The sequence below is a fragment of the Micromonospora sp. NPDC048909 genome (genome assembly GCF_040649635.1).
Classification (GTDB): Bacteria; Actinomycetota; Actinomycetes; order Mycobacteriales; family Micromonosporaceae; genus Micromonospora.
The window spans coordinates 395,007-417,768 of sequence record NZ_JBEZFU010000004.1 but is presented as its reverse complement, the minus strand read 5'-3'; the positions used below and the strand labels follow the sequence as shown (position 1 = coordinate 417,768).

The 22,762-nt window shown below is 72.5% G+C and carries 20 protein-coding genes and 1 riboswitch; of the genes, 8 read left to right on the top strand and 12 right to left on the bottom strand.

What is annotated here, in order from left to right; all coding sequences use genetic code 11:
- Positions 1 to 124: 124 nt before the first annotated feature.
- The 3 genes from AB0C04_RS14145 to AB0C04_RS14135 are packed head-to-tail and all read left to right on the top strand — an operon-like array spanning position 125 to position 1,457.
- A complete protein-coding gene (locus AB0C04_RS14145) occupies positions 125 to 550 on the top strand; it encodes a metalloregulator ArsR/SmtB family transcription factor (protein WP_357053259.1) in 426 nt (141 codons plus the stop codon).
- Positions 547 to 1,053 (top strand): SRPBCC family protein, encoded by a 507-nt coding sequence (locus AB0C04_RS14140; protein WP_357053256.1) that lies wholly within the window; start codon positions 547 to 549, stop codon positions 1,051 to 1,053. The genes AB0C04_RS14145 and AB0C04_RS14140 overlap by 4 nt, the downstream gene beginning before the upstream one ends.
- Positions 1,050 to 1,457: a VOC family protein gene (locus AB0C04_RS14135; RefSeq protein WP_357053253.1), complete on the top strand. Its 408-nt coding sequence runs from the start codon at positions 1,050 to 1,052 to the stop codon at positions 1,455 to 1,457. The genes AB0C04_RS14140 and AB0C04_RS14135 overlap by 4 nt, the downstream gene beginning before the upstream one ends.
- A gap of 25 nt (positions 1,458 to 1,482) precedes the next feature.
- On the opposite strand, the gene AB0C04_RS14130 is transcribed toward AB0C04_RS14135, so the two are convergent.
- Genes AB0C04_RS14130 through AB0C04_RS14120 form a run of 3 tightly spaced genes read right to left on the bottom strand, consistent with a single transcriptional unit; the run spans position 1,483 to position 6,142 of the window.
- Entirely contained in the window at positions 1,483 to 4,032 is a 2,550-nt protein-coding gene (locus AB0C04_RS14130) for a GNAT family N-acetyltransferase (protein WP_357053250.1), read from the bottom strand.
- Between the two features lie 22 nt (positions 4,033 to 4,054).
- The gene (locus AB0C04_RS14125) at positions 4,055 to 5,236 is read right to left on the bottom strand and encodes an acetoin utilization protein AcuC (RefSeq protein WP_357053247.1); all 1,182 of its coding nucleotides are present in this window, start codon (positions 5,234 to 5,236) and stop codon (positions 4,055 to 4,057) included.
- Positions 5,237 to 5,284: 48 nt separating this feature from the next.
- A complete protein-coding gene (locus AB0C04_RS14120) occupies positions 5,285 to 6,142 on the bottom strand; it encodes a sulfurtransferase (protein WP_357053244.1) in 858 nt (285 codons plus the stop codon).
- A 162-nt stretch (positions 6,143 to 6,304) separates the two neighbouring features.
- On the opposite strand from AB0C04_RS14120, the gene AB0C04_RS14115 reads away from it, so the two are divergent.
- The gene (locus AB0C04_RS14115) at positions 6,305 to 6,994 is read left to right on the top strand and encodes a metal-dependent transcriptional regulator (RefSeq protein ID WP_357053241.1); all 690 of its coding nucleotides are present in this window, start codon (positions 6,305 to 6,307) and stop codon (positions 6,992 to 6,994) included.
- 61 nt (positions 6,995 to 7,055) lie between these two features.
- On the opposite strand, the gene AB0C04_RS14110 is transcribed toward AB0C04_RS14115, so the two are convergent.
- The 3 genes from AB0C04_RS14110 to AB0C04_RS14100 form a co-directional block, all read right to left on the bottom strand.
- Positions 7,056 to 7,604: a hypothetical protein gene (locus AB0C04_RS14110; protein ID WP_357053238.1), complete on the bottom strand. Its 549-nt coding sequence runs from the start codon at positions 7,602 to 7,604 to the stop codon at positions 7,056 to 7,058.
- Between the two features lie 107 nt (positions 7,605 to 7,711).
- Complete coding sequence (locus AB0C04_RS14105) at positions 7,712 to 7,954, bottom strand: DUF5522 domain-containing protein (RefSeq protein WP_357053235.1); 243 nt, start codon at positions 7,952 to 7,954, stop codon at positions 7,712 to 7,714.
- 29 nt (positions 7,955 to 7,983) lie between these two features.
- Positions 7,984 to 8,973, bottom strand: coding sequence for an asparaginase (locus tag AB0C04_RS14100; RefSeq protein ID WP_357053232.1), 990 nt, complete (start codon positions 8,971 to 8,973; stop codon positions 7,984 to 7,986).
- A gap of 689 nt (positions 8,974 to 9,662) precedes the next feature.
- Between AB0C04_RS14100 and AB0C04_RS14095 the strand changes: the two genes are divergently transcribed.
- Positions 9,663 to 10,961, top strand: a complete 1,299-nt coding sequence (locus tag AB0C04_RS14095; protein ID WP_357053229.1) for an MFS transporter — start codon at positions 9,663 to 9,665, stop codon at positions 10,959 to 10,961.
- 49 nt (positions 10,962 to 11,010) lie between these two features.
- Entirely contained in the window at positions 11,011 to 11,577 is a 567-nt protein-coding gene (locus tag AB0C04_RS14090) for a dihydrofolate reductase family protein (RefSeq protein WP_357053226.1), read from the top strand.
- A 43-nt stretch (positions 11,578 to 11,620) separates the two neighbouring features.
- Here AB0C04_RS14090 and AB0C04_RS14085 read toward each other — a convergent pair whose 3' ends face one another.
- Both AB0C04_RS14085 and AB0C04_RS14080 read right to left on the bottom strand, forming a co-directional pair.
- Positions 11,621 to 13,153 carry an alpha/beta hydrolase gene (locus tag AB0C04_RS14085; RefSeq protein WP_357053732.1) on the bottom strand — a complete coding sequence of 511 codons (1,533 nt, stop codon included), beginning with the start codon at positions 13,151 to 13,153 and terminating at the stop codon, positions 11,621 to 11,623.
- A 154-nt stretch (positions 13,154 to 13,307) separates the two neighbouring features.
- Positions 13,308 to 14,243, bottom strand: a complete 936-nt coding sequence (locus AB0C04_RS14080) for a DUF2332 domain-containing protein (RefSeq protein WP_357053223.1) — start codon at positions 14,241 to 14,243, stop codon at positions 13,308 to 13,310.
- Positions 14,244 to 14,406: 163 nt separating this feature from the next.
- A riboswitch (ZMP/ZTP riboswitch) is annotated at positions 14,407 to 14,488 on the top strand.
- A 19-nt stretch (positions 14,489 to 14,507) separates the two neighbouring features.
- Here AB0C04_RS14080 and AB0C04_RS14075 point away from each other — a divergent pair.
- A complete protein-coding gene (locus AB0C04_RS14075; protein ID WP_357053220.1) occupies positions 14,508 to 15,398 on the top strand; it encodes a bifunctional 5,10-methylenetetrahydrofolate dehydrogenase/5,10-methenyltetrahydrofolate cyclohydrolase in 891 nt (296 codons plus the stop codon).
- 127 nt (positions 15,399 to 15,525) lie between these two features.
- Here AB0C04_RS14075 and AB0C04_RS14070 read toward each other — a convergent pair whose 3' ends face one another.
- The 4 genes from AB0C04_RS14070 to nrdR form a co-directional block, all read right to left on the bottom strand.
- Positions 15,526 to 16,989 carry a hypothetical protein gene (locus AB0C04_RS14070; RefSeq protein ID WP_357053217.1) on the bottom strand — a complete coding sequence of 488 codons (1,464 nt, stop codon included), beginning with the start codon at positions 16,987 to 16,989 and terminating at the stop codon, positions 15,526 to 15,528.
- Between the two features lie 478 nt (positions 16,990 to 17,467).
- Complete coding sequence (locus AB0C04_RS14065; RefSeq protein ID WP_357053214.1) at positions 17,468 to 17,614, bottom strand: hypothetical protein; 147 nt, start codon at positions 17,612 to 17,614, stop codon at positions 17,468 to 17,470.
- Between the two features lie 237 nt (positions 17,615 to 17,851).
- Positions 17,852 to 20,749, bottom strand: a complete 2,898-nt coding sequence (locus tag AB0C04_RS14060) for a vitamin B12-dependent ribonucleotide reductase (protein WP_357053211.1) — start codon at positions 20,747 to 20,749, stop codon at positions 17,852 to 17,854.
- Positions 20,750 to 20,815: 66 nt separating this feature from the next.
- Positions 20,816 to 21,316, bottom strand: coding sequence for a transcriptional regulator NrdR (gene nrdR, locus AB0C04_RS14055; RefSeq protein WP_350869931.1), 501 nt, complete (start codon positions 21,314 to 21,316; stop codon positions 20,816 to 20,818).
- Positions 21,317 to 21,958: 642 nt separating this feature from the next.
- Here nrdR and lexA point away from each other — a divergent pair.
- Entirely contained in the window at positions 21,959 to 22,744 is a 786-nt protein-coding gene (gene lexA / locus AB0C04_RS14050; RefSeq protein WP_357053208.1) for a transcriptional repressor LexA, read from the top strand.
- Positions 22,745 to 22,762 lie beyond the last annotated feature (18 nt).

The window sequence follows — 22,762 nt, the reverse complement described above, 5'->3', positions numbered from 1 at the left end:
CGCACCTGGTTCCACGGAAGGCCCCGGCGGTGCGCCGGGGCCTTCCGTGCTGTGGAGGTGCTTGACGCAGCCATCGATCCGGGATACAAACCAATCGGTTATAGAACCCGGAGGTTATCAAGAGGTGGGCACCGATCTGCTGGACGCGACCTTCGCGGCGCTGGCCGACCCGACCCGGCGGGCGATCCTCGCCCGGCTCGCGGCCGGCGAGGCGACCGTGACCGAGCTGGCCGCGCCGTTCGCGATGAGCCAGCCGGCCATCTCCAAGCACCTCAAGGTGCTGGAACGCGCCGGCCTGGTCAGCCGCGGGCGGGACGCCCAGCGCCGACCCTGCCGGCTGGAGGCCCGGCCGCTGCGGGAGGCCACCGCCTGGCTGGCCGGCTACCGCGACTACTGGGCGCAGAGCTACCAGCGCCTCGACGCCCTGCTCGACGAGCTCCAGGCCGTCGAGCGGGCCGACGAACGTGGCGCCGAGCGGGCCGACGAGCGCGGCCGTGCGCGGGCGAACACCGAAGGCCGGGGCGGCCGGCCCGGTGGCGGCGGCCGATGAGCAGCCCCGACGATCCGCTGGTCGTGCACACCCCGGGCGATCGGGAGATCGTCCTCAGCCGGGTGTTCGAGGCGCCGGCGCACCTGGTGTTCGCCGCCTTCACCCGGCCGGAGCTGCTGGTCCGCTGGTACGGCGCGCGCGGCTGGCGGCTGGTGGAGTGCGACGTCGACCTGCGGGTCGGCGGGCGGTGGCGCTACGTGTCGCAGGGGCCCGACGGCGACCGGATGGTCCAGTCCGGCGTCTACCGGCAGGTGGAGCCGGCGCACCGGTTGGTCTGCACCGAGCTCTTCGACGACCAGTCCTACCCCGGCGAAACGCTGGTCAGCCACGAGTTCACCGAGCTGGCCGGGCGCACCACCGTCACCACCACGCTGCGCTACGCCACCGCCGAGGGGCGGAACACCGTGCTGCGCTACCCGATGGCCCGGGGCTACGGCGAGGGCCTCACCCGACTGGCCGAACTGCTGCACCTGACAACGACGATGCGAGGAGAGACACCGTGAACTGGACGCTGGAAGTGGTGATCGTGCCGGTCTCCGATCTGGACCGGGCGAAGAAGTTCTACGCCGACCAGCTCGGCTTCAACGTCGACCACGACACGGTCGTCGGCGACGGCGCGCGGATCGTGCAGCTGACCCCGCCCGGCTCGGGCTGCTCCGTCGTGATCGGCAAGGGCGCCGTCCCGGAGATGCCGCCGGGGTCGCTCAAGGGGCTGCAACTGGTGGTGCCCGACCTGGAGCAGGCCCGCGCGGAGCTGGTCGCGCGAGGCGTGGAGGTCAGCGAGATCCAGGTGCTGGGCGCGAACCCGCAGCCCACCCCGCATCCGCTGGACAACGTCGGCTTCGTCTTCTTCACCGACCCGGACGGCAACTCCTGGGCGGTCCAGCAGATCTCCGACCGCGCCTGACCCGGCACACCGCCGGCGCCGGCCCTCACAAGCGGCGAGGGCCGGTGTCGGGGCGATCGGTCGCCGAGCCCGTTCGCACCGTGGCGTGCAACACGGAGAGGCCGTCGGGGCGGACGAGCACCGGGTTCAACGTGAGCGCACGCACCCGTGGCTGTTCGTCGGCGAGCCGGCCGATCCGCAGCAGCAGGTCGGTCAGGGCCACCAGGTCCACCGGCGCCGCACCCCGGTGCCCGCGCAGCAGTGGCGCCGCCCGGGGCTCGTCGACCAGCTCCGCGGCGTCCCGATCGGTCAGCGGCACCGCCCGCCACGCCCGGTCGCCGAGCAGCTCCGTGGCGACGCCGCCCAGGCCGAAGCCGACCACCGGGCCGAACGCCGGATCCTCGACCATCTCGACCACGCAGGCCACGCCGGGCGGGACCATCGGCTGGACCAGGACGTCCGCGCCGAACAGCGCGGACATCTCGGCGTACGCGCGGCGCACGGCGTGCGCGTCGGGCAGGTCGAGCCGGACCGCTCCGAGGTCGAGCCGGTGCCGCAGCCCGGGGGCCGCCGCCTTGAGCGCCACCGGGAAACCGAGCCGCTCCGCGGCGTCGGCCGCCTCCTGCGCCGAACACGCCGGCACCGACTCCACCACGTCGATCCCGTACGCGGCGACCAGCCCGGCCACGTCCGTGCCGTCGCGGCGCAGCGCGGCCTGTCCCGCGGCACGGTCGATCCCGGGCAGCTCCGGCAGACTGCCGGACGGGCGGCGCAGCCAGTCCGCGTAGCGGTGCACCCGAGCGAGCGCCCGAACCGCCTCCTCCACACCCCCGTACGCCGGCATCCCGGCCGGCATCCGTCCAGCCAGGACCGTCGTCACCACCGGTTTGCCGGTTCCGAGGACAGCCGGCAGCGCGGCGGTGAGGTCGGCGTCGGCCGGCTGCCCGGGCAGCGGCGGGGCGAGCACCACCGCGATCGCATCGACGCGCTCGTCCGCGGCGGCCCCGGCGAGCGCCGCGGCGAACTCGACCGCACCGGCGCTCGGGCCGACGTCGCGCGGGTAGCCGTCGGCAAGGGTCAGGCCTTGGGCGGCGCAGGCGGTGGCGGCCAGCCCGGTGAGCGCCGAGGAGTTGCCGACCACGGCGACCCGCGGGCCGGCCGGCAGCGGCTGGTTGGCCAGCAGGACGCCGACGTCCAGCAGTTCGGCCACGGTGTCCACCCGGATCACCCCGGACTGGGCGAAGAGCGCGGCCACCGCCACCTCGTCCGGGCCGGTGGAGTCGCCCACCCCGGCCGGGCGGGCCGGCGAGGCGAGCGCCACCACCGGCTTCGCCCGCCCGATCCGCCGGACCAACCGGGCGAACTTGCGGGGATTACCGAAGGTCTCCAGGTGCAGCATGATCACGTCGGTGCCGGGGTCGTCCTGCCAGTACTGGAGCAGGTCGTTGCCGGAGACGTCGGCACGGTTCCCCGCCGACACGAAGCTGGACAGGCCGAGCCCGCGCCGGTCCGCCTCGGCCAACAGGGCCACCCCGAACGCGCCGGACTGGCTGAAGATGCCGACCCGACCGGCCGGCGGCAGCCTCGGGGCGAGGGTGGCGTTGAGGCGTACCACCGGGTCGGTGTTCGCCACACCGAGGCAGTTCGGGCCGACCACCCGCATGCCGGCCGCGTGCGCGGCCCGGACCAGCGCCCGCTGCGCCGCCGAGCCCGCCGCGCCGGCCTCGGCGAAGCCCGCCGAGATGACCACCAGCCCGTGCACCCCGGCGGCGGCCGCGTCGGCGACCACCGTCGGCGCCGCCTCCGGCGGGACCGCCACCACCGCCAGGTCGACCGGCACCCCCGCATCGGCGGCCGAGGGGTACGCGGGCAGCCCGGCGACCGTCGACGCGTACGGGTGCACCGGGACGAGCGTGCCGGCGAAGCCGCCGTCGCGCAGGTGCCCGAGCACGGCCGCGCCCACCCCCTGCCCGGTGGCGCTGGCACCGTAGACCGCCACCGCACGCGGGGCGAGCAGCCGGGCGATCGAGCGCGCCTCGGTGCGGTGCTCCCGGCCGCGCTGCACCTCGAGGGTCGCCTCGGTGGGCGCGATCGGAAAGGTCAGGTGCACCACGCCGTCGGCGAACTGGCGCTGCACCTGGTAGCCGAAGTCGGAGAAGACCCGCAACATCGCCCCGTTGGCCGGGAGCACTTCGGCGACGAAGTGCACGATGCCGACCCGGCGGGCCGCGTCGGCCAGGTGCTCGAGCAGCACCGAGCCGATCCCCCGACCCTGGTAGGCGTCCTCCACCACGAAGGCCACCTCGGCCTCGGGCGCCGCCGGCCCGAGCCGCTCGTACCGGCCGACGGCGACGATCCGCCCGCCGACCAGCACCACGAACGCCTCCCGGTCGTGGTGGTCGACGGTCACGAAGCGCTGCAGATCACGCTCCGGGATCCGCGGGTACGGCGAGAAGTAGCGCAGGTAGCGGGTGCGCTCGCTGAAGCGCGCGTGCATCGCCACGATCGCGGGCGCGTCCTGCGGGCGGATCTGTCGCAGCTGGACGGTGGTGCCGTCGCTGAGCAGCACGTCCACCGGTTGCTCCACGGTCGTCACCGGCCGTCCTCCTCCGGCCGGCTCAGTCGCGCGGGTCGTACGGGTCGAGCCCGAGCAGCGGGAAGACCGTCTTGCGCGTCGCCGCGATCGCCCGGTCCACCGCGTTCGGCTCGCCGGTCGGCTGCCACGGCTGGTGTGCCGGGTCGGCGTCGTCGGTCATCCGCAGCGGCACCTCCCGACCCGGCCGGCGGGTGGCGGCCAGCTCCCGCCAGGCCGGTGGAGTGAGCGTCGCCGGGTCGATCGGCTCACCGCTGGCCACCGCCAGCAGGTGGGTCCAGGCCCGGGGCACCACCTCGACCAGCGCGTAACCGCCGCCGCCGGTGGCGACCCAGCGGCCCTCGCAGAGCTCGTCGGCGAGCGCCCGCAGCGCCAGGTAGGTCGCCCGCTGCCCGTCGACGGAGAGGTGCAGGTCGGCGAGGGGGTCGAGCCGGTGCCCGTCCGCCCCGCACTGGGTGACCAGCAGCTGCGGGCGGAACGCGCGCAGCACCGACGGGACGATCGCGTGGAACGCCCGCTGCCAGCCCGCGTCGTTGACGCCCGGGGGCAGCGGCATGTTGACCGCGGTGCCCTCCGCGCCCGGGCCGCCGGTCTCGTCCGGGAAGCCGGTGCCAGGGAAGAGAGCGAGCGGGGTCTCGTGCAGGCTGACCGTCAACACCCGCGGGTCGTTCCAGAAGACCTGCTGCACGCCGTCGCCGTGGTGCACGTCCACGTCCACGTACGCGATCCGCTCGGCGCCGAGGTCGAGCAGGCGGGCGATGGCGACGGCAGGGTCGTTGTAGACGCAGAACCCGGCGGCCCGGGCCGGCATCGCGTGGTGCAGCCCACCGGCCACGTTGACCGCCCGGCGGGCCTCGCCCCGCCAGACCGCCTCGGCGGCGGCCACGCTCGCCCCGGTGATCAGCGCGCTGGCCTCGTGCATCCCGTCGAAGACCGGATTGTCGGAGGTGCCCAGGCCGAAACCCGCGAAGAGCGGATCGCTCGGCGCGGCCCGCACGGCCGCCAGGTAGCGCGGGTCGTGCACCCGGGTGAGCAGCGCGTCGTCGGCCGGCTCCGGCTTGACCAGGCGTACCCCCGGCCGGTCCAGGACGCCGAGCTCGCGGGCGAGCGCGACGGTCAGCTCCACCCGGACCGGGTCGAGCGGATGGTCACCCATGTCGTAGGCGAGCAGGGACTCGTCCCACACCACCACCGTGTCGTCGGACATGGGCCCATCGTCGCACGTGGACCGGCGGCGACCCACCGCACGCGCTGCTCAGACCCCGGGTGTCGGCCCGGTGGCGACCGGGCGGGCCGGGTCGGCCACCCAGCTGCTCCACGACCCGACGTAGAGCGCGGCGTCCGGCCGGCCGGCGAGGTGCAGGGCGAGCACCGCCTGCGCGGCGGTGACCCCGGAACCGCAGTAGGCCCCCACCGGTCGCTCGTCCGTCACCCCGGCCGCGGCGAACCGCGCGCGCAGCGCCTCGGCGGCCGGGAAACGTCCGCCCGGGCCCACGTACTCCGGCGCGGGCAGGTTCGCCGCGCCCGGGACGTGCCCGGCCACCGGGTCGATCGGCTCGGTCTCGCCCCGGTAGCGCGGCGCGGCCCGCACGTCCAGCAGCAGCCCGTCGCCGGCCGCGAGCCGCGCGGCCGCCGCCGCGTCGAGCACCGGCAGCGCGCCGGGCCGGACCGTGACGTCGCCCGGCTCCGGCTGCGGCACCTCGGCCGTGCCGGGCAGGCCGGCGGCGGCCCAGGCCGGGTAGCCGCCGTGCAGCAGGCGGACCTGCCGGTGCCCGGCCCAGCGCAGCGTCCACCAGGCGCGGGCCGCGGCCATGCCGTCGCCGCCGTCGTACACCACGACGGGGTGACCGGCGCGCACGCCGGCGGCCCGCAGCGTCGCCTGCAGCGCCGCCGGGTCGGGCAGCGGATGCCGGCCGGCGGCGCCGGGCGGCCCGCAGAGGGCGGTGTCCAGGTCGACGAAGATCGCGCCGGGCAGGTGGCCGACGGCGTAGTCGTCCCGGCCGGGCGGGCCGACCAGGCGCCAGCGGACGTCGAGCAGGGTGGGCGGATCGGCGGAGTCGAGCTCGGCGGCGAGCCGGTCGGGCTCGACCAGCAGATCGTCGGTACCGGACATGGCGTCCAGTCAACACCATCCGCACGGCAAGCCCGCGGTTCGGCGACGGTCGTTACTCGTACAACGCGGTAACATCGATCACCGGAGGACCACTGCTGTGAGACACGACCTGGTTGTTTCGACTGATCGCGCAGTTGACTCCGCCGCCGAAAGGGGACGGAAGTGAACAGACACGACCTGGTCGACACGACGGAGATGTACCTGCGCACCATCCTCGAGCTCGAGGAGGAGGGTGTGCCGCCGCTGCGCGCCCGGATCGCCGAGCGGTTGAAGCAGAGCGGCCCCACGGTGAGCCAGACGGTCGCCCGGATGGAGCGCGACGGCCTGCTCACCGTCGAGGGCGACCGGCACCTGATGCTCACCGCGCAGGGCCGCAACACCGCGGTCTCGGTGATGCGCAAGCACCGACTCGCCGAGCTGCTGCTGGTGAACGTGATCGGCATGCCCTACGAGGAGGCCCACGACGAGGCCTGCCGGTGGGAACACGTGATGAGCGACGCCGTCGAGAAGCGGGTCTACGACCTGCTCAACCGGCCGACCCGCTCGCCGTACGGCAACCCGATCCCGGGGTTGGAGGAGCTCGGCTCGCCGGAGCCGGAGGCGACCTCGGTGGTCGAGGGCGAGCGCAACCTGGCCTTCCCCGGCCTCTCCGGGCCGGTGGTGGTCCGGCGGATCTGCGAGAGCGTGCAGACCAACGCCGACGTGCTGCGCCAGCTGCACGCCGCGGGCGTCGACCCGGGCGCCACGGTGACCGTGGCCCAGGAGCGCGACGGGGTGTCGATCGACCGGTCGGGCGACCGCATCCGGCTGCCGCGCGAGGTCGCGTCCCGCGTCTTCGTCGCCGCCGGCTGACCCTCAGCCGTGACCCGGCGGCCTCCCGTCCCGCGGACGGGGAGCCGCCGGGCGATGTGCGTCACAGCTCGCGGGTGTTGAGCTTCTTGGCCAACGCCACCAGCTCCGCGGCGATCTTGTCCACGGCCGCCTTCGCGGTGCCGCGCGGGCTGACCCAGCTCAGCGTGGCCAGCCGACCGTCGCTGGAGAGCCAACCGACCTCCGCGACCGGGCCGTGCCCGCCCGTCGCGGCGGTGGCCCGCCGGAACGCCTGCTGACCCAGCCCGGTGACCTTGGTGGCCGAGTCCGGCACCACGTCGGCGGCGAAGGTGGCCTTGTCCATCGAGGTCTCGGTGACGGTCAGGGTCAGCTCCGGCAGGGTGGCCTTGTCGGCCCGCACCACGCAGCTGTGCGTGTCACCGCGCTCGCTCGCCGCCGCCACGTCGAACCGGGCCTTGACGTGCTTCTCGATCACCGCGAAGTCCAGCAGCCGGCAGGCGCCTCCGGAGGAGGCGGCGGCCACGTCGACCGCGACCGGCGCCGGCGGCGGCACCGCCACCGGTTCGCGCTCCGACGCGCAGCCGGCGGTCAGCAGTACGGCCGAGGCGACGAGCCAGATCCGGGCGCGCAATGGAACCTCCGCGATCGTCGGCAGGGGGTGCCCGCCGTTGTCCGTCGGACACCGTACGGGCAACCCCCGCCGGACGGAAGACGTGGCGCCGAAAGACCGCGCCGGGGTCAGTCGTCGACGTACGGGCAGTGCCGGCAGCCGCGGCCGCAGCAGGTGCCCCGGCGGGCCAGGAAACCGGCGGTGAGCACGAAGAGCCCGGTCGCCGGGTCGAGGTAGCCGGCCTCCCCGGCGGTCAGGGCGGCGGCGTGCGCGGCGAGCAGCCGCTCCCGGTCCGGATGCTCGGGCGGCAGCCGGGACGGGTGCGGCTCGGTCAGCGCCCTGGGCGCCAGCGGACGTCGCTCACCGGTCACCGGCGCAGTCTAGGAACACCGGCCGGCGGTCAGCGGAACCGGGCCAGCGCGTCGACCAGCGCCGCACCCTCCAGGCCTGCGGCGAGCAGCAACCGCAGCAGCACCCGCGCCTTGTACGGGTCGAGCAGTCCGCCGTTGAGCAGCCCGCGCCGTTGCAGGTCGGTCTCCGAGCCGACCGCCCCGTACGTCTGGCGCAGCACCGAGCCCGCCCCGGAACGGGAGGTGAGCAGCACCGGCATCCGCCCGGCGAGGTCACCCAGCACCGGGGCCAACGCCGACGGCACGTGCCCCACCCCGAAGCCGGCGACCACCAGCCCGTGGTGGGTGTCGGCGACCCCTGTCAGGAGCAGGCCGTCGTCGTCCAGGGTGACCGGGTAGAGGGCGACCCGGGTGGCGTCGAGCCGGTCCGGGTCGACCGGCGGCAGTGGGTCGCGACGCCGCGGCCGGGTCAGCACCCGCACCTCCCCCTCGATCACCTGCCCGATCGGTCCGGCGTTCGGCGAGGCGAAGGTCGCGGTACTGGTGCTGTGCGTCTTGCGGACCCAGCGGGCGGCGTGCACCTCGTCGTTGACCACGACCAGCACGCCCAGGTCGCGGGCCGCCGGCGCGGCGGCGACCCGGGCGGCGGCGAGCAGGTTCGCCGGCCCGTCGGCGCCCGCCAACGTGGGATTGCGCATCGCGCCGGTGAAGACCAGCGGCGCGGCGTGCGGCCACACCAGGTCGGTCAGGAACGCGGACTCCTCCAGCGTGTCGGTGCCCTGGGTGACCACCACCCCGGTCGCCCCGCCGGCCACCGCCCGCGACGCGTCGTCGACCACGTCGAGCAACTGACGGTAGGTGAGATTGGCGCTGGGCACCGCGTGGACGTCGCGGACCTCCAGGGGTACGCCCAGCTCGTCGAGGCCCGGCACGGCGGCGGTGAGGTCCGCGCCGGTGAGCCGGGTAACCACGCCGGGTCGCGACCGGTCCACCCCGCCCATCGCGATGGTGCCGCCGAGGGTGATGAGCGCGATGGACACCGCCGCGACCTCCGTTCCGCCGCCCGGCCGGCCGGGCGGCCTCCGGACCGTACCCGTGCCGCACGGTCCGGCCAGCGGCGGCCGGCGGCGGGGGCCGATAACCGGTGCGGCGGCAGCCTGTCCGGCGGAGGCTCACCTGATGCCGTACCGACTGTGCGAGACCGACCCCGCGCGGGACGCGGTCGGCCGGTTGACCGTGGTGGCGTTCCTGCCGGACGGGAGCTGCGCCGCCGTACCCGATGCGGACGGCCGGCCCCGGCTGCCCGGCGGGTCGGTGCGGCCCGGCGAGCACCGGCTGCTCGACGCGGGCCTGCGGACCCCTTGGAGACCGCCGGGTTCCGGCGGCAGCGGATGCACCCGTTCGCCGCAGACGGCGACCACTGGTACGTCTGGGCCGACGCGACCGCTATGCCGGCGGACGACTGCTGGTCAGCCACTATCAGGCCCTCGGTGGCACCGACCTGGACGCCGCCGCGCACCTGCGCCGGCTCGGCTTCCCGGTGGTCGGGGCGAGCGGCGCCGATCCGAGCGCGACCACGGCCTGGCTGGACGCCGGAGCGCTCCCGCCGGCTTAAATGCCGCGCCCGCCCGTGGAGCCCGCCGGTAGGGTCCGCGAGGCCCTCCTGGGCGAGCCGCCCGGATCGCCGCCGGTGCGGCACCGCGTCCGTTTCGCACAGACAGGCAAGCACGTGAGCCAGCATGTCGCCGATCCGCCGGCCTCCGCGACCACCCGAGCACCGTCGCTGCTGCGGAGCCGGAACTTCCTGCTGCTGTGGAGCGGCCAGACGGTCAGCGAGCTGGGCACCCGGATCGCCGGCGTGGCGGTCCCGCTGCTGGCCGCCGACACTCTGCACGCCAGCGTCTTCCAGGTATCGCTGCTCACCTTCCTGGCCTGGCTGCCGTACCTGGTGTTCTCCCTGCCGGCCGGGATCGTCGCGGACCGGGTGGACCAGCGCCGGCTGATGATCCTCTGTGACGTGGGCCGGGCCGCGCTGATGCTGGCGCTGCCGGTGGCCGCGCTGGTCGGTCAGCTCACCCTGAACTTCCTGTACGCGGTGGTGGGGCTCTCCGGGGTGCTGACGGTCTTCTTCACCGTGGCGTACAAGAGCCTGCTGCCCCGGCTGGTGCCGACGGCGCAACTGGTCGACGGCAACGCCAAGCTCATCATGAGCCAGGACGGCGCCGAGTTGGTCGGCCCGACGGTCAGCGGCGTGCTCATCGGGCTGGTCGGCGCGACCCGGACGTTCTTCAGCAACGGGCTGGCGTTCCTGCTCAGCGCGGTCACCCTGCTGCTGATCCGGGAGGCGGCCCCGGAGAACCCACCGGCACCTCGGGAGCGGGTGCCCCTGCGGGTGGAGATGACCGACGGGCTCGGCTTCATCCGCCGCCAACCGATCCTGGTGAAGATCCTGGCGTGCACCACCACCTCGAATTTCTTCGTGATGGCGTCCGCCTCCATCGAGGTCACCTTCATGCTGCGCGAACTGCACGCCGCACCGGTGCAGGTCGGCCTGGTCTTCTCGGTCAGCGCGGTCGGCGGGCTGGTGGTCGGCGCGCTGGCCGGGCGGCTGTCCGCCTGGATCGGGTCGGCCCGGGTGATCTGGGTGGCGATGGCCGTGCCCGGCCCGTTCTACCTGCTGATGCCGCTGGCCCGCCCGGGCTGGGGCGTGCTGCTCTACGGCGTCGGGTTGGCGGCCTTCTCCGCGAACGCGGTGCTGTTCAACGTGGCGTCGACGACCTACCGGCAACGGATCACCCCGCCGGCGATCCTGGGCCGGGTCAACGCGGCCTTCCTGTGGATCTGCTTCGGGGTGATCCCACTCGGCGCGCTGGTCGGTGGGACGCTCGGCACGGCGCTGGGCCTGCGGACGGCACTCTGGATCTGCGTGCTCGGCACCTGGAGCGCCTGTCTTTTCGTGGTCTTCTCCCCGCTGCGTACCATGCGGGACATGGCCGAACCGGGCGCGTCGGCAGCGGTTTCGTCGTAGGGTCCGGGCAAGCTCGACCGGGACCATCGACGCCGCGGAAGGGGCCGGGATGAGAAAGATCATCGTCCAGATGAGTGTCTCGCTTGATGGCTACTTCGAGGGGCCGGGCGGTGACATCAGCTGGCACCAGGTCGACGACGAGCTGCACGAGCACTTCAACGCCGAACTCCGCACGATGGGCGCCTTCCTCAACGGACGGACCACCTACGAGCTGATGGCCGCGTTCTGGCCGACCGCCGATCAGGAGCCGTCCAGCCCGGCCCCGGTGAAGGAGTTCGCGGCCATCTGGCGCGACATGCCGAAGATCGTCTACTCACGCACGCTCGATCGCGCCGAGTGGAACGCCACCATCGTCCGGGAGGTCGACCCCGACGAGGTGCACCGGCTCAAGGCCCAGCCCGGCGGTGACCTGGCGCTCAGCGGCGCCGAGCTGTTGGCCGCCTTCGCCCGGCACGACCTGGTCGACGAATACCGGACCTACGTGCACCCGGTGCTGCTCGGCCGGGGCCGCCCGCTCTTTCCCATCCGGGACGAGCGGACGCAGCTGCGGCTGGCCGAGAGCCGGGTCTTCGACAACGGCGTGGTGCTGCTCCGCCACGAGCGCGCGGTGGGCTGAGGCGCCACGCCCCGATCGCGGACGCGCCCTGGCCGGCGGCGGCTCAGACGCCGACGCCGCTGGTCTCGGTGACGACCCGGGCCAGCAGGTCGGCGAACGGGCCGGGTCGCTCGAAGAGTGACCGGTGGCCGGCCCCGTCGAGGACCACCCGCTCCTTGCGGGGCGCCTGGAGCTGGTCGTACCACTCCTGGAGCAGCGCCAGCCGGCCGGGCACCTCGTGGGCGCCGTCGACCAGCCAGACCGGCACCTGGAGCTGGCGCACCTGGCGCCGGAGGTCCACGTCCTGCAGCTTCGGGTAGAGCGCGTCGAACCCGTCCAGCGGCCCGACGAGCGCGTGCACCTGCTCCAGCAGCGTGTACTCCGGGACGTCGACGATCCCCGACGTCCCGGCGCCCGGCCGGTCGTAGTCGAAGGCGCCCGCTTCGTTGGCGAGCAGCGCCTCGTAGGCGTACATCCGGTCGTAGGGCGGCGGGCCCAGCTCGGTGAGCTGATCGGCGAGGCCGTCACGGCCGGTGCGGCGGGCCCAGGCGACGGTGTCGGCGTGCTGGCGGCGGTCGGCTTCGCGCAGGTCGACCGCCTGCCCCACGCCGACGTAGGCGTGAAACAGCTCGGGGTGGCGCTGCACGGCGGTGACCCCGACCAGCGAGCCACCGGAGTGCGCCACCAGGTAGATCTTCTCCTGCCGGAAGCGCGTCCGTAGCCGCTCGACCACGGCGACGAGATCGGCGACCTCACTGTCCAGGGTGAACGACGACGACGGTGCGAAGGTGTCCCACGATTTCGCCGCCCCCCGCCGATCCAGGGTGGCCACCACGAACCGCTGCTCCAGCGCGGCGAGGTGCCGACGCATCGCGCCGATCTCCGACGAGCCCGGCCCGCCGGGCACGAAGAGCAGCACCGGTGCGGCCGGGTCGGCCCCGCGCAGCATCAACCCCAGCGAGCGGGACCCGGTGTCCATGGTGCTCAGCTCGGCGATGCCACCGTCGATCCGGTCGGTGCGGGCCGGCAGCGCCGCCACCACCGCCACCAGCAGGACCACCGCCGCCAGCAGGCCCGTCGCACCCCGGCGCAGCCACACCCACCCCGGCCGGCGCGGCGCAGTGGTTGGTTCCTGGGCGGCGGCGGGTTCGCCGGCGACAGCCGATCGGCCGGCGGCGGTCCGGGTCGCCCGGCGCCCGGCCCGGGTCGCGCGCCGGGCGAGGCCGGCCCCGTAGGTCGCGCCGACCAGCAGCGGCAGCAGCGTGAACAGGCCGTGCAGGCCCCGTCCGAGCAGCAGCGCGGCGACACCGAAGCCGCTCAGGTGCGGGGCGTCCACGGTCGGACCACGCAGCCGGATCCGCACCAGTTCCACCGCCACCGCGAAGAGCACGGGCCCGGCGAGCATCGCCCAGCGCGACCGGCTCAGCCAGCCGGCCACCAGGCCGACGGCGAGGCTGACCGCGACCGACGCGACGGCCTCGAAACCCGTGCCCGGCCCGCGCGGCGTCCAGTAGCCGACGACCAGCCCCCAGAGCAGCGGCGGCAGGAACGCGGCCACAAGACGCGGCGTGGGACGCGGGAACGACGGCTTCGCCATGAACACCTCACCAGGGTCGGGCCCTCGGGAGCCCGAGCCTACTGATGATCGATGCCACGCTCTGTCCCACTCCGGTGACGATGAGCCTCCGCTCGACCGGCCGCCGCTTCCCTCGGGTCCGCGCGGGCGGCTCGGCGCCGACGCCGGAGCCTCGTCACCCCATCCAGACCATCGCCTGCCCGTGCCCCCGGGTCCAGGCGAGCGGCGTCCCGTCCAGCGCGAGCACGTTGTGCATCGCCTCGCCGGGCGACGCCGGCAGCGAGGCGTGGGGCAGCACCTCCGGCGCCTCGTTCGCGAGCCAATGGCCGGGCAGTGCGCGTACCAGCTCGACGAACGCGTCGCGCCGTGGCTGGGGCACCTGGTAGAGCACCGAGGTGTGGAACACCACGAGCGTCGCGTCGGCCGGCGCCTGAGCGGCCAGCGCCGGCAGGTCGTCCACCAGGTCACCGCGGACCAGCCGCGGTGGCTCGGCCGCGGCGACGGCGGCCGCGGCGCGCAGCCGGGCCCGGCGGTGGGTCTGTTCCGGCCAGATCAGGGCGTCCAGCCAGGCGATGTCGGCCGGGTCGGTCACGTCGAGCGGGTTCAGGTCCAGACCGGCCCGCCACACCACCTCGGGCCGCGCGGCCGGCACCGGCACCCCGACCGCGGCGCAGTCGAGCACCGGCTCGCCCGCGCCGACCTGACGCTCGCCGTAGCGGTAGGCGTACCGGTCGGGGTAGAGGCAGAGCCCGGCGGACGCGCCGACCTCCAACAGGGCGAGCGGCTGCGGCAGCGCGGCGAGCGCCGGCAGCAGCACGGCGCACCGCCCGGCCTCGTTCGTCTGGGTGGCCCGCACCCGCATCTGCGCCGCGATCGCCGGCCAGTTCGCCACCACGTGGTCGTGGAAGGCGGCCGGGTCGTCGAGCGGGCCGCCGAGCAGCCGTACGACGCCGAAGAGCAGGTTCGGCTGCCGCTTGGCCGGCGGCAGCTCGTCGAGCAGGTCCAGCAGCTCGCGGTCACGGGACACCGCGAGCGACAGACGCTCGTACGAGGGTGAGACGTCCCGCGTCTCCCGGGTGGCGAACTCGACGTACGCATCGGCGGTCGTCATCCTCCGATCCTCGCAACCGATCCCGGCCGCTGTCCCAGGTCCGTGACGCAGCTCCCACCGGGCCCTGCGCCCTCGACGAGAAGATGTTCCGGTCGAACTACGGCCCGCTCTTCGCCCAGCCCTGACCCCGGCGCACCCGTCCGCCCTGGTGATACGGCATCATCGAGCTACCGGCGACTGGCGGCACAGGGATGGTGGAACCATCGGGGAGCCTCTCGCGGGCGTCGACCGCCTGGGCGCCCGCGCCGAGGAGTCCCTACCCAGATGACCAGCGCATCCACCGAGATCACCACGTCGGGTCCGGCCCGGCTGCTGCCCGGCGCGCCCGTCGCCGAGGCCGTCCTGGCCGAGACCTCCGCCGCTGCCGCCCGCCTGGCCAGCCGCGGAATCATCCCGAGCCTGGCCACCATCCTCGTCGGTGACGACGACGCCAGCGCGCGCTACGTCGGCATCAAGCAGCGCCAGGCCACCGCCCTCGGGTTCGCCTCCCCGCACGAGCACCTGCCCGCCACCGCCACCCAGGACGACCTGCACCGGGCCATCGCCCGCTTCAACGCGGACCCCGCCGTGCACGGGCTGCTCGTGCAGTACCCCGTACCGGCGCACCTGGACTACGACGCGGCGTTGCAGACCATCGACCCGGACAAGGACGTCGACGGCATGCACCCGCTCAACATGGGCCGGCTCGCCGTCGGCGTGCCCGGCCCGCTGCCGTGCACCCCCGCCGGCATCGAAGCGCTGCTGGCGTACTACGACATCCCCGTGGCCGGCCGTGAGGTCGTCATCCTCGGCCGCGGCGCCACCCTCGGGCGGCCGCTGGCGATGCTGCTGTCGCAGAAGCGCCCGACCGCGAACGCTGCCGTCACCGTCGTACACACCGGCGTCCCCGACTGGCCGCGCTACACCCGCCGCGCCGACATCCTCGTCGCCGCCGCCGGCGTACCCGGCATCGTCCGACCCGAGCACGTCAAGCCGGGTTCCGTCGTCATCGGCGCCGGCGTCCGCTACGACGGGCGACGCCTCCTGCCGGACGTGGACGAGGCCTGCGCCGAGGTCGCCGGCGCCATCACCCCCCGGGTCGGCGGGGTCGGGCCGACCACCGTCGCGATGCTGTTCCGCAACGCCGTACGCGCCGCCGAGCGCGCCAACCAGTAAGCCGGGAGTCCGCGGATACCAGTGACCGCCCGACCCGGTACCGGGTCGGGCGGTCACTGGTGTTCAACCGCTTCGCAGCAGACGCTGCGCGTACGTACTGGCGCAGTACCAGTATCTGAAGCGTGCGCTATTCGCCGTTGTCGCCCACGTTCGGCGAGGCGGTGACAGCGCAGACGAGTATCCGACCGTCCAAAGTGCCGACCGCAAGGCGGCCGTCACTCAACCGGACCATGGAGAGCGGGACAACCGGGTGGCCGTCTACCTGGAGGTGCTGCCGGTCTTGCACAGACCCGTCCTCAGCACGCAGGATCACCAGTTCCCCCGAGTTGAACGCGACGTAGACGAAATCGCCGTCAGCGTCCAGCGCGGTGGCCTGGTGGTCTGCCTTGAAGACCCATTGCAGCTCACCGGTCGGATAGGCACGGCGGACCACGAAAGCGTTCCCACGCAGCAGTCCCGCCCGGTCATGGACTTGCCCGGTATGCACAAGGGCGGGCCCGGACTGACCGGTGAGGTAAGCACCGCAGCCGCCGAACAGATGACCATTCCGCGACTTGTCCCATTCGAGCGGGAACAGGCGTCGTATGGAGCCGTCTTGCGCATCGACCGAGACCACCCACTTCCCTCGCCAGGATTCGTCCTTCCGGCCTTGAAGAAATAACAGGTCAGGCGCATACCGGACGTCGAAGAAGTGGTTAAAAAGGTCGTATCGCCCGAGCTCGATGGCTGCCGGGTCCACGTCCGTGGAGGAACAGACAAAGGCCCTGCCTGCCCCTACCCGCGTGTTGTGCTCGGTGTCTCGTATTGCCCATCGGCCATCGGAACGCGACACCACCACAGCAGGGAACTGCAGTTCACGGAGCGTCTTGACCGCGCCCTTGTCTATGTCGATCTCCGCTAGGACACTCGGATCGAGCGTCCACCGCCGGCTCTCGAACCGGGGCGGCGTTTGCGTCAGTGCCAGCGCCGTCCGCTCATCCGGTAGAACCTTGACCTGGCATCCCACACCATCCACCGGAAGCTGCCACAAGGGCTCCTCGATCGTCGGGGACCAGCACTCCAGGCGGACACCCTCAAGCGCGGCCACGATCCGACCGTCGGGTAGCGAATCCACCGCCCAAACCCCGCGCCGCACTACCCAACGCAAGCCGCGGTCATCGCAAAACTTCTCGATGACGGCCGCTGCGCTGGCCGGGTCGGTCCGTGGTTCGTCGGGAACCGGGGTCTCCCCGTACGGCATCCGCAGCATCTTCTCGGTTGCGTGGTCCCAGTCGTCACGACGGATCGAGCAAGCCAGGGACGTGGTCCCGAATCGCTCCTCATCTTCGTCACAGGGAATCGCCAGAACCATGTCGAGTGTTTGCGAATCGCGCCACACGATCCGCCGTACCTCGCGCGGATGTTCGAGCAGAGACATGGTGACGCCCGTGGTGAGGTTAAGAAGCAGAAGCTCGCCCTCATAGGACCACCCACCGTCGTAGGCCCCTGTGCCGATGGCCGCCAGCGGCAGCGTCGGGTGGCAGGCGATCGCGTTCGCCGGCCAACGGGTCGTACTGAGGTGCAGCAGGCTGAGGTTGCCGGATTCGTACACGGCCAGTGGGTACCAGCCTGGTTGCCGGCGTGGCCGGCTTGAGACGTCGCGACCATGCCACTGAGGCCGATCGAAAACGCCGCCGACAACGACTAGGCGTCCATCCGGCGTGCTCACAGCGACCCGGGGTACACCGACTTCGCGAAACGGGCCAGAGCCCAATACTCGGTCCATCCGGACCTCAAGGGCGCTCACCGAGGAGTGCTGGGTTCGATTCTCTTGATCATGCAGTGATGATGCCGTGCTCTCCGCCAATCGGCAAGGCCGCGGCCTGCGCGAGCCGCCTTCACCGGTCAGGTCTGGTAGCCGCATCCGCGGCTCGGGCTTGGAGATAGTCGGCCCAGTCACGCCGGGCGAGTCTGGCCCACCTCTCGGCTGTAGTGATGTGCACACCGAGGAGACCATCAAGAATCGCGGCGGGCAAGTCCTCGGCAAGAGCAATGAGTGCCCAGGCTGTAGGACCTGGGCAGCTCGGGAGCTACTTGCGCTTACCTGACTTCGACGGAGTCTGCGACAGCGCGCTAGCAGCCGCCGTCTTGTCCGCCTTGGACGACTTCGGGTTAGCTAGCACCTTGCTCGCCGCCGAAGCAGCTTTTGCACCAGTCTGCCGATTGTTCTTGGTCATGTTCCACCACCTCCTCCGCAGTTTGATCTGCGGCCTGAGATGTGGTGTCATGCTGGTTCTGACGCGCAGCGACCACCACGTCTCTGCCGCAGCGACCGCCCTTACCCCTACAGGTTCGGGCGGTCGCTGTCTTTCAGCCGCCGGCTGGCTCCGCAACCGTCATGATCACGGATCACCAGCCGTCGGCCGTCGTCATCGACGAATTCCGCGTTGCATTGAAGGCAATACGGCTCGGTTTCAGCTGCAGCCGCTGGTGGAGCCGCAGCCCTCGCAGACGTAGCAGCTGCCGGCCGGGCGCATCTTCGTACCGCAGGTGAAGCAGAGCGGCGCGTCGGCGGCCTTGCCGATCACGGCCTCGAGCAGTTCGGTGCTGGAACCGACCGACGGCGCCGGCTTGGCAGCGACGATGTCGACGGTCTCCTTGGCCGGCTGGGCGACCGGGCCGGTCTTCGGCTCCTCCGGCTTGGTCTCGACCGGAGCGGACGACGCCATCGCGGTGAGCTCGGCACCGGTCACCGCGGCGCTCTCCGCCTCGGCCTCGGCCCGCAGCTGGGCGGCCCGCTCGCTGGCGGTGAAGATGCCCAGCTCCGCACGGCGCTCGTAGGGCAGGAAGTCCAGCGCCAGCCGACGGAAGATGTAGTCCATCACCGAGGCGGCCATCCGCACGTCCGGGTCGTCGGTCATACCGGCCGGCTCGAAGCGCATGTTGGTGAACTTGCTGACGTACGTCTCCAGCGGAACGCCGTACTGGAGGCCGATCGAGATGGCCACCGAGAAGGCGTCCATGACCCCGGCGAGGGTGGAGCCCTGCTTGGACATCTTGAGGAAGACCTCGCCGAGGCCGTCGTCCGGGTAGGACGACGCGGTGAGGTAGCCCTCGGCGCCGCCGACGGAGAAGGAGACCGTCTCCGACGGGCGCTTCTTCGGCAGCCGCTTGCGCACCGGCCGGTACTCGACGACCTTCTCCACCGCGGCCGGGGCGGCCGGGGCGGCCTCGACGGCGGCCGGCTCGGTGGCCTTGTTGGACTTGGCCACCGAGAGCGGCTGGCCGACCTTGCAGTTGTCCCGGTAGATCGCCAGCGCCTTGAGGCCGAGCTTCCAGCCCTCGAAGTAGATCTTCTCGACGTCCTCGACGGTGGCCGCCTCCGGCATGTTGACCGTCTTGGAGATGGCGCCGGAGACGAACGGCTGGATCGCCGCCATCATCCGCACGTGGCCCATCGGGGCGATGGAACGCTCGCCCATCGCGCAGTCGAAGACCGGGTAGTGCTCCGGCTTGAGGCCGGGGGCGTCCACCACGTGGCCGTGGTCGGCGATGTGCTCGACGATCGCCTCGACCTGCTCCTCGGGGTAGCCGAGGCTGCGCAGCGCGCGCGGAACGGTCTGGTTGACGATCTGCATCGACCCGCCACCGACCAGCTTCTTGAACTTGACCAGCGCCAGGTCCGGCTCCACGCCGGTCGTGTCGCAGTCCATCATGAAGCCGATGGTGCCGGTCGGCGCGAGGACGCTGGCCTGCGAGTTGCGCCAGCCGTTCTTGTCGCCGATCTTGTTGCCCTGGGTCCACTGCTTGGTGGCCTCGCGGACGATCGCGGTGGCCACCGTGCCGGCCGGCTTGATCTCGTCGTTGGCGGCGGCGTGCTTGCGCATGACCCGCTTGTGCGGCTCCGCGTTGCGGGCGTAGCCGTCGTACGGACCGACGACGCCGGCCAGCTCGGCGGAGCGGCGGTAGGCGGTGCCGGTCATCAGCGAGGTGATCGCCGCGGCGACCGAGCGGCCCTGCTCCGAGTCGTACGGCATGCCGGAGGCCATCAGCAGCGCGCCGAGGTTGGCGTAGCCGATGCCGAGCTGCCGGTAGGCCCGGCTGGTCTCACCGATCTTCTCGGTCGGGAAGTCGGCGAAGCAGATCGAGATGTCCATCGCGGTGATGACGAACTCGACCGACTTGACGAACTTCTCCACCTCGAAGCTGCCGTCGGCGCGGAGGAACTTCATCAGGTTCAGCGAGGCCAGGTTGCACGAGGAGTTGTCCAGGTGCAGGTACTCGGAGCACGGGTTGGACGCGGTGATCCGCCCGGTCTCCGGGCAGGTGTGCCAGTCGTTGATCGTGTCGTCGTACTGCAGGCCGGGGTCGGCGCACTCCCAGGCGGCCTGGGAGATGGTGCGGAACAGCTTCTTGGCGTCGATGGTGTTGATGACCGAGCCGTCCAGCCGGCCACGCAGGTCGAAGCCGCCGCCGTTCTCCACCGCGGTCATGAACTCGTCGGAGACCCGCACCGAGTTGTTGGCGTTCTGGTACTGCACGCTGACGATGTCGGAGCCGCCGAGGTCCATGTCGAACCCGGCGTCACGCAGGGCGCGGATCTTGTCCTCCTCGCGCGCCTTGGTGACCACGAACTCCTCGATGTCCGGGTGGTCCACGTCGAGGATGACCATCTTGGCCGCCCGCCGGGTGGCGCCACCGGACTTGATGGTGCCGGCCGAGGCGTCGGCGCCACGCATGAAGCTCACCGGGCCGGAGGCGGTGCCGCCGGAGGAGAGCAGCTCCTTGGAGGAACGGATCCGGGACAGGTTGACCCCGGAGCCGGAGCCGCCCTTGAAGATCAGCCCCTCCTCCTTGTACCAGTCGAGGATCGAGTCCATCGAGTCGTCGACCGCGAGGATGAAGCACGCGCTGACCTGCTGCGGCGACGGCGTGCCCACGTTGAACCAGACCGGCGAGTTGAAGCTGAACACCTGGTTGAGCAGCATCCAGGTCAGCTCGTGGGCGAAGACCTCGGCGTCCGCCGGGTTGGCGAAGTAGCCGTACTCCTCACCGGCGGTCCGGTAGGTGGTGACCACCCGGTCGATCAGCTGCTTGAGCGACCACTCCCGCTCCGGGGTCCCCACCGCGCCCCGGAAGTACTTGGTGGTCACGATGTTCGCCGCGTTGACGCTCCACGACTCGGGGAACTCCACCCCGCGCTGCTCGAAGTTGATCGAGCCGTCCCGCCAGTTCGTCATGACGACGTCCCGGCGCTCCCAGCTGACCTCGTCGTACGGGTGGACCCCCTCCGTCGTCCAGACCCGCTCGATCTTGAGGCCCGCGCCAGCCTTGCTCCGTGACCTGCTCGCTGTCACACCATCCCCCGGCATCTCATCCGCCCCCTCGTCCACACGGCCGCCTGCCGCGCGATCCGACTGTCAGTAACTCGCAAAAAATCAGCTGGTACGGCCGGCGGCCTCGACCGCGTCGGCCCCGTTGCTCTCCCGGGCGCGGGCCGCGGCCCGCAGCGTCTCGATCTCGCGCTCGAAGTCGGCGAGCGAGTCGAAGGACCGGTAGACACTGGCGAACCGCAGATAGGCGATCTCGTCCAGGTCACGCAGCGGGCCCAGGATCGCCAGCCCCACCTCGTGGCTGGGGATCTCGGCGGCGCCCTTGGCCCGCACGGTCTCCTCGACGCGCTGTGCGAGCAGCGCGAGCGAGTCGTCGTCCACCGGCCGGCCCTGGCACGCCTTGCGCACCCCGCCGATGATCTTCGTCCGGCTGAACGGCTCGGTCACCCCGCTGCGCTTGACCACCGCGAGGACGGCCTCCTCCACCGTGGTGAACCGCTTGCCGCACTCCGGGCAGGACCGTCGCCGCCGGATGAGCTGGCCGTCGTCGGCCTCCCGCGAGTCGACCACCCGGGAGTCGGCGTGCCGGCAGTACGGACACCGCATCGCTGACCTCCTTGATCGACTGCGGCCGCACCGGGCACTCCCGGACGCGATCGGCCACGGCGGCGCCATCGTCGAATGGCCGCCCGCCGTGCGACTGTACGGGAGTGCGGTCGGTAGTCGGACCCAACCTATAGGCAACTTACGCCCATGTGACTACTACATCTAGGGGTCGACCGTATGTCGCCGAGGGACCCCGGTCAAGTTGGCCGGCGTGTCCGGCGCGTCACCCGGCACCTCGGCCGATCCGCCCCGCCCGACCCGGCCGCGCCTCGGTGACCGACCCGCCGGGAAGCCCAATGGGCGGACCCTCTCGGGGTTACCGTCCGGCCGGTCGAGCCCACCCGACCGTCCGGCGGAGCGGCCGATCGGAGCGGCGAAGCTTCGAACACACGTACCAACCGACGTATCATCTATCAGAACAGGCGTACGAGGGGAACGGTTTTCGGCGCGACACGCCGGTGAGACGTCGTACAGATGTTTGAAAATGACCGATCTCACCTATACGGTCAAGAACAACCGGTCGCGGCGGATCTCACCGCACCGGCCACCGCACCACCCCGACAGCGCACCATCATGCACAACCGCACCGCCGCACGCACCACGAGCCGCCAAGGCACCCAGCGCCGACCAGGGAGGACGGACGTGACCGAGGACCGGGCCAGCCGGCCGAAGAACCCGCAGCAGATCGCCGAGGCGGGTCCACCGGCCACTCGGCGCCGGAGCGCCGCGCGCAGCCGGACGGGCCAGCCCGCCGTGCGCCCGGTCACTCCGGTGGTCAGCGCCTTCCCCGACCCCGCGTCGGTCGACCTGACCGCCCGGCAGCGGCGGATCCTGGAGTTCATCCGCACCTGGGTGGAGCGGCACGGCTACCCGCCGAGCGTCCGGGAGATCGGCGAGGCGGTCGGCCTGGTCTCGCCGTCCAGCGTCGCCTACCAGCTCAAGGAGCTGGAGAAGAAGGGCTTCCTGCGGCGCGACCCCAACCGCCCCCGGGCGGTCGACGTCCGCGCCCCCAGCGACATCGTCGACGACGAGCTGACCCGCGCCCAGCGCCCCACCCCGGCCTACGTGCCGATGCTGGGCCGGATCGCCGCCGGTGGGCCGATCCTCGCCGAGCAGGCGGTGGAGGACATCTTCCCGCTGCCCCGCGAGTTGGTCGGCGAGGGCGAGGTCTTCATGCTCCAGGTCAAGGGCGACTCGATGCTCGACGCGGCGATCTGCGACGGCGACTGGGTGGTGGTCCGCCAGCAGCCGACCGCCGAGGCCGGCGACATCGTGGCCGCCATGCTCGACGGTGAGGCGACCGTCAAGACCTACCGCCGTCGCGACGGGCACGTCTGGCTGATGCCGCAGAACCCGGCCTTCGACCCGATCCCCGGCGACGACGCCACCATCATGGGCCGGGTCGTCGCGGTACTGCGCCGGATCTGACGCCGCAACGGGTGACCG

Coding starts and splice junctions, on each gene's coding strand:
- AB0C04_RS14140 (WP_357053256.1), top strand. CDS start 547: ATGAGCAGCCCCGACGATCCGCTGGTCGTGCACACCCCGGGCGATCGG.
- AB0C04_RS14125 (WP_357053247.1), bottom strand. CDS start 5,236: ATGTCCGACGACACGGTGGTGGTGTGGGACGAGTCCCTGCTCGCCTAC.
- AB0C04_RS14120 (WP_357053244.1), bottom strand. CDS start 6,142: ATGTCCGGTACCGACGATCTGCTGGTCGAGCCCGACCGGCTCGCCGCC.
- AB0C04_RS14090 (WP_357053226.1), top strand. CDS start 11,011: ATGAGAAAGATCATCGTCCAGATGAGTGTCTCGCTTGATGGCTACTTC.
- AB0C04_RS14085 (WP_357053732.1), bottom strand. CDS start 13,153: ATGGCGAAGCCGTCGTTCCCGCGTCCCACGCCGCGTCTTGTGGCCGCG.
- AB0C04_RS14080 (WP_357053223.1), bottom strand. CDS start 14,243: ATGACGACCGCCGATGCGTACGTCGAGTTCGCCACCCGGGAGACGCGG.
- AB0C04_RS14075 (WP_357053220.1), top strand. CDS start 14,508: ATGACCAGCGCATCCACCGAGATCACCACGTCGGGTCCGGCCCGGCTG.
- AB0C04_RS14065 (WP_357053214.1), bottom strand. CDS start 17,614: ATGACCAAGAACAATCGGCAGACTGGTGCAAAAGCTGCTTCGGCGGCG.
- AB0C04_RS14060 (WP_357053211.1), bottom strand. CDS start 20,749: ATGCCGGGGGATGGTGTGACAGCGAGCAGGTCACGGAGCAAGGCTGGC.
- nrdR (WP_350869931.1), bottom strand. CDS start 21,316: ATGCGGTGTCCGTACTGCCGGCACGCCGACTCCCGGGTGGTCGACTCG.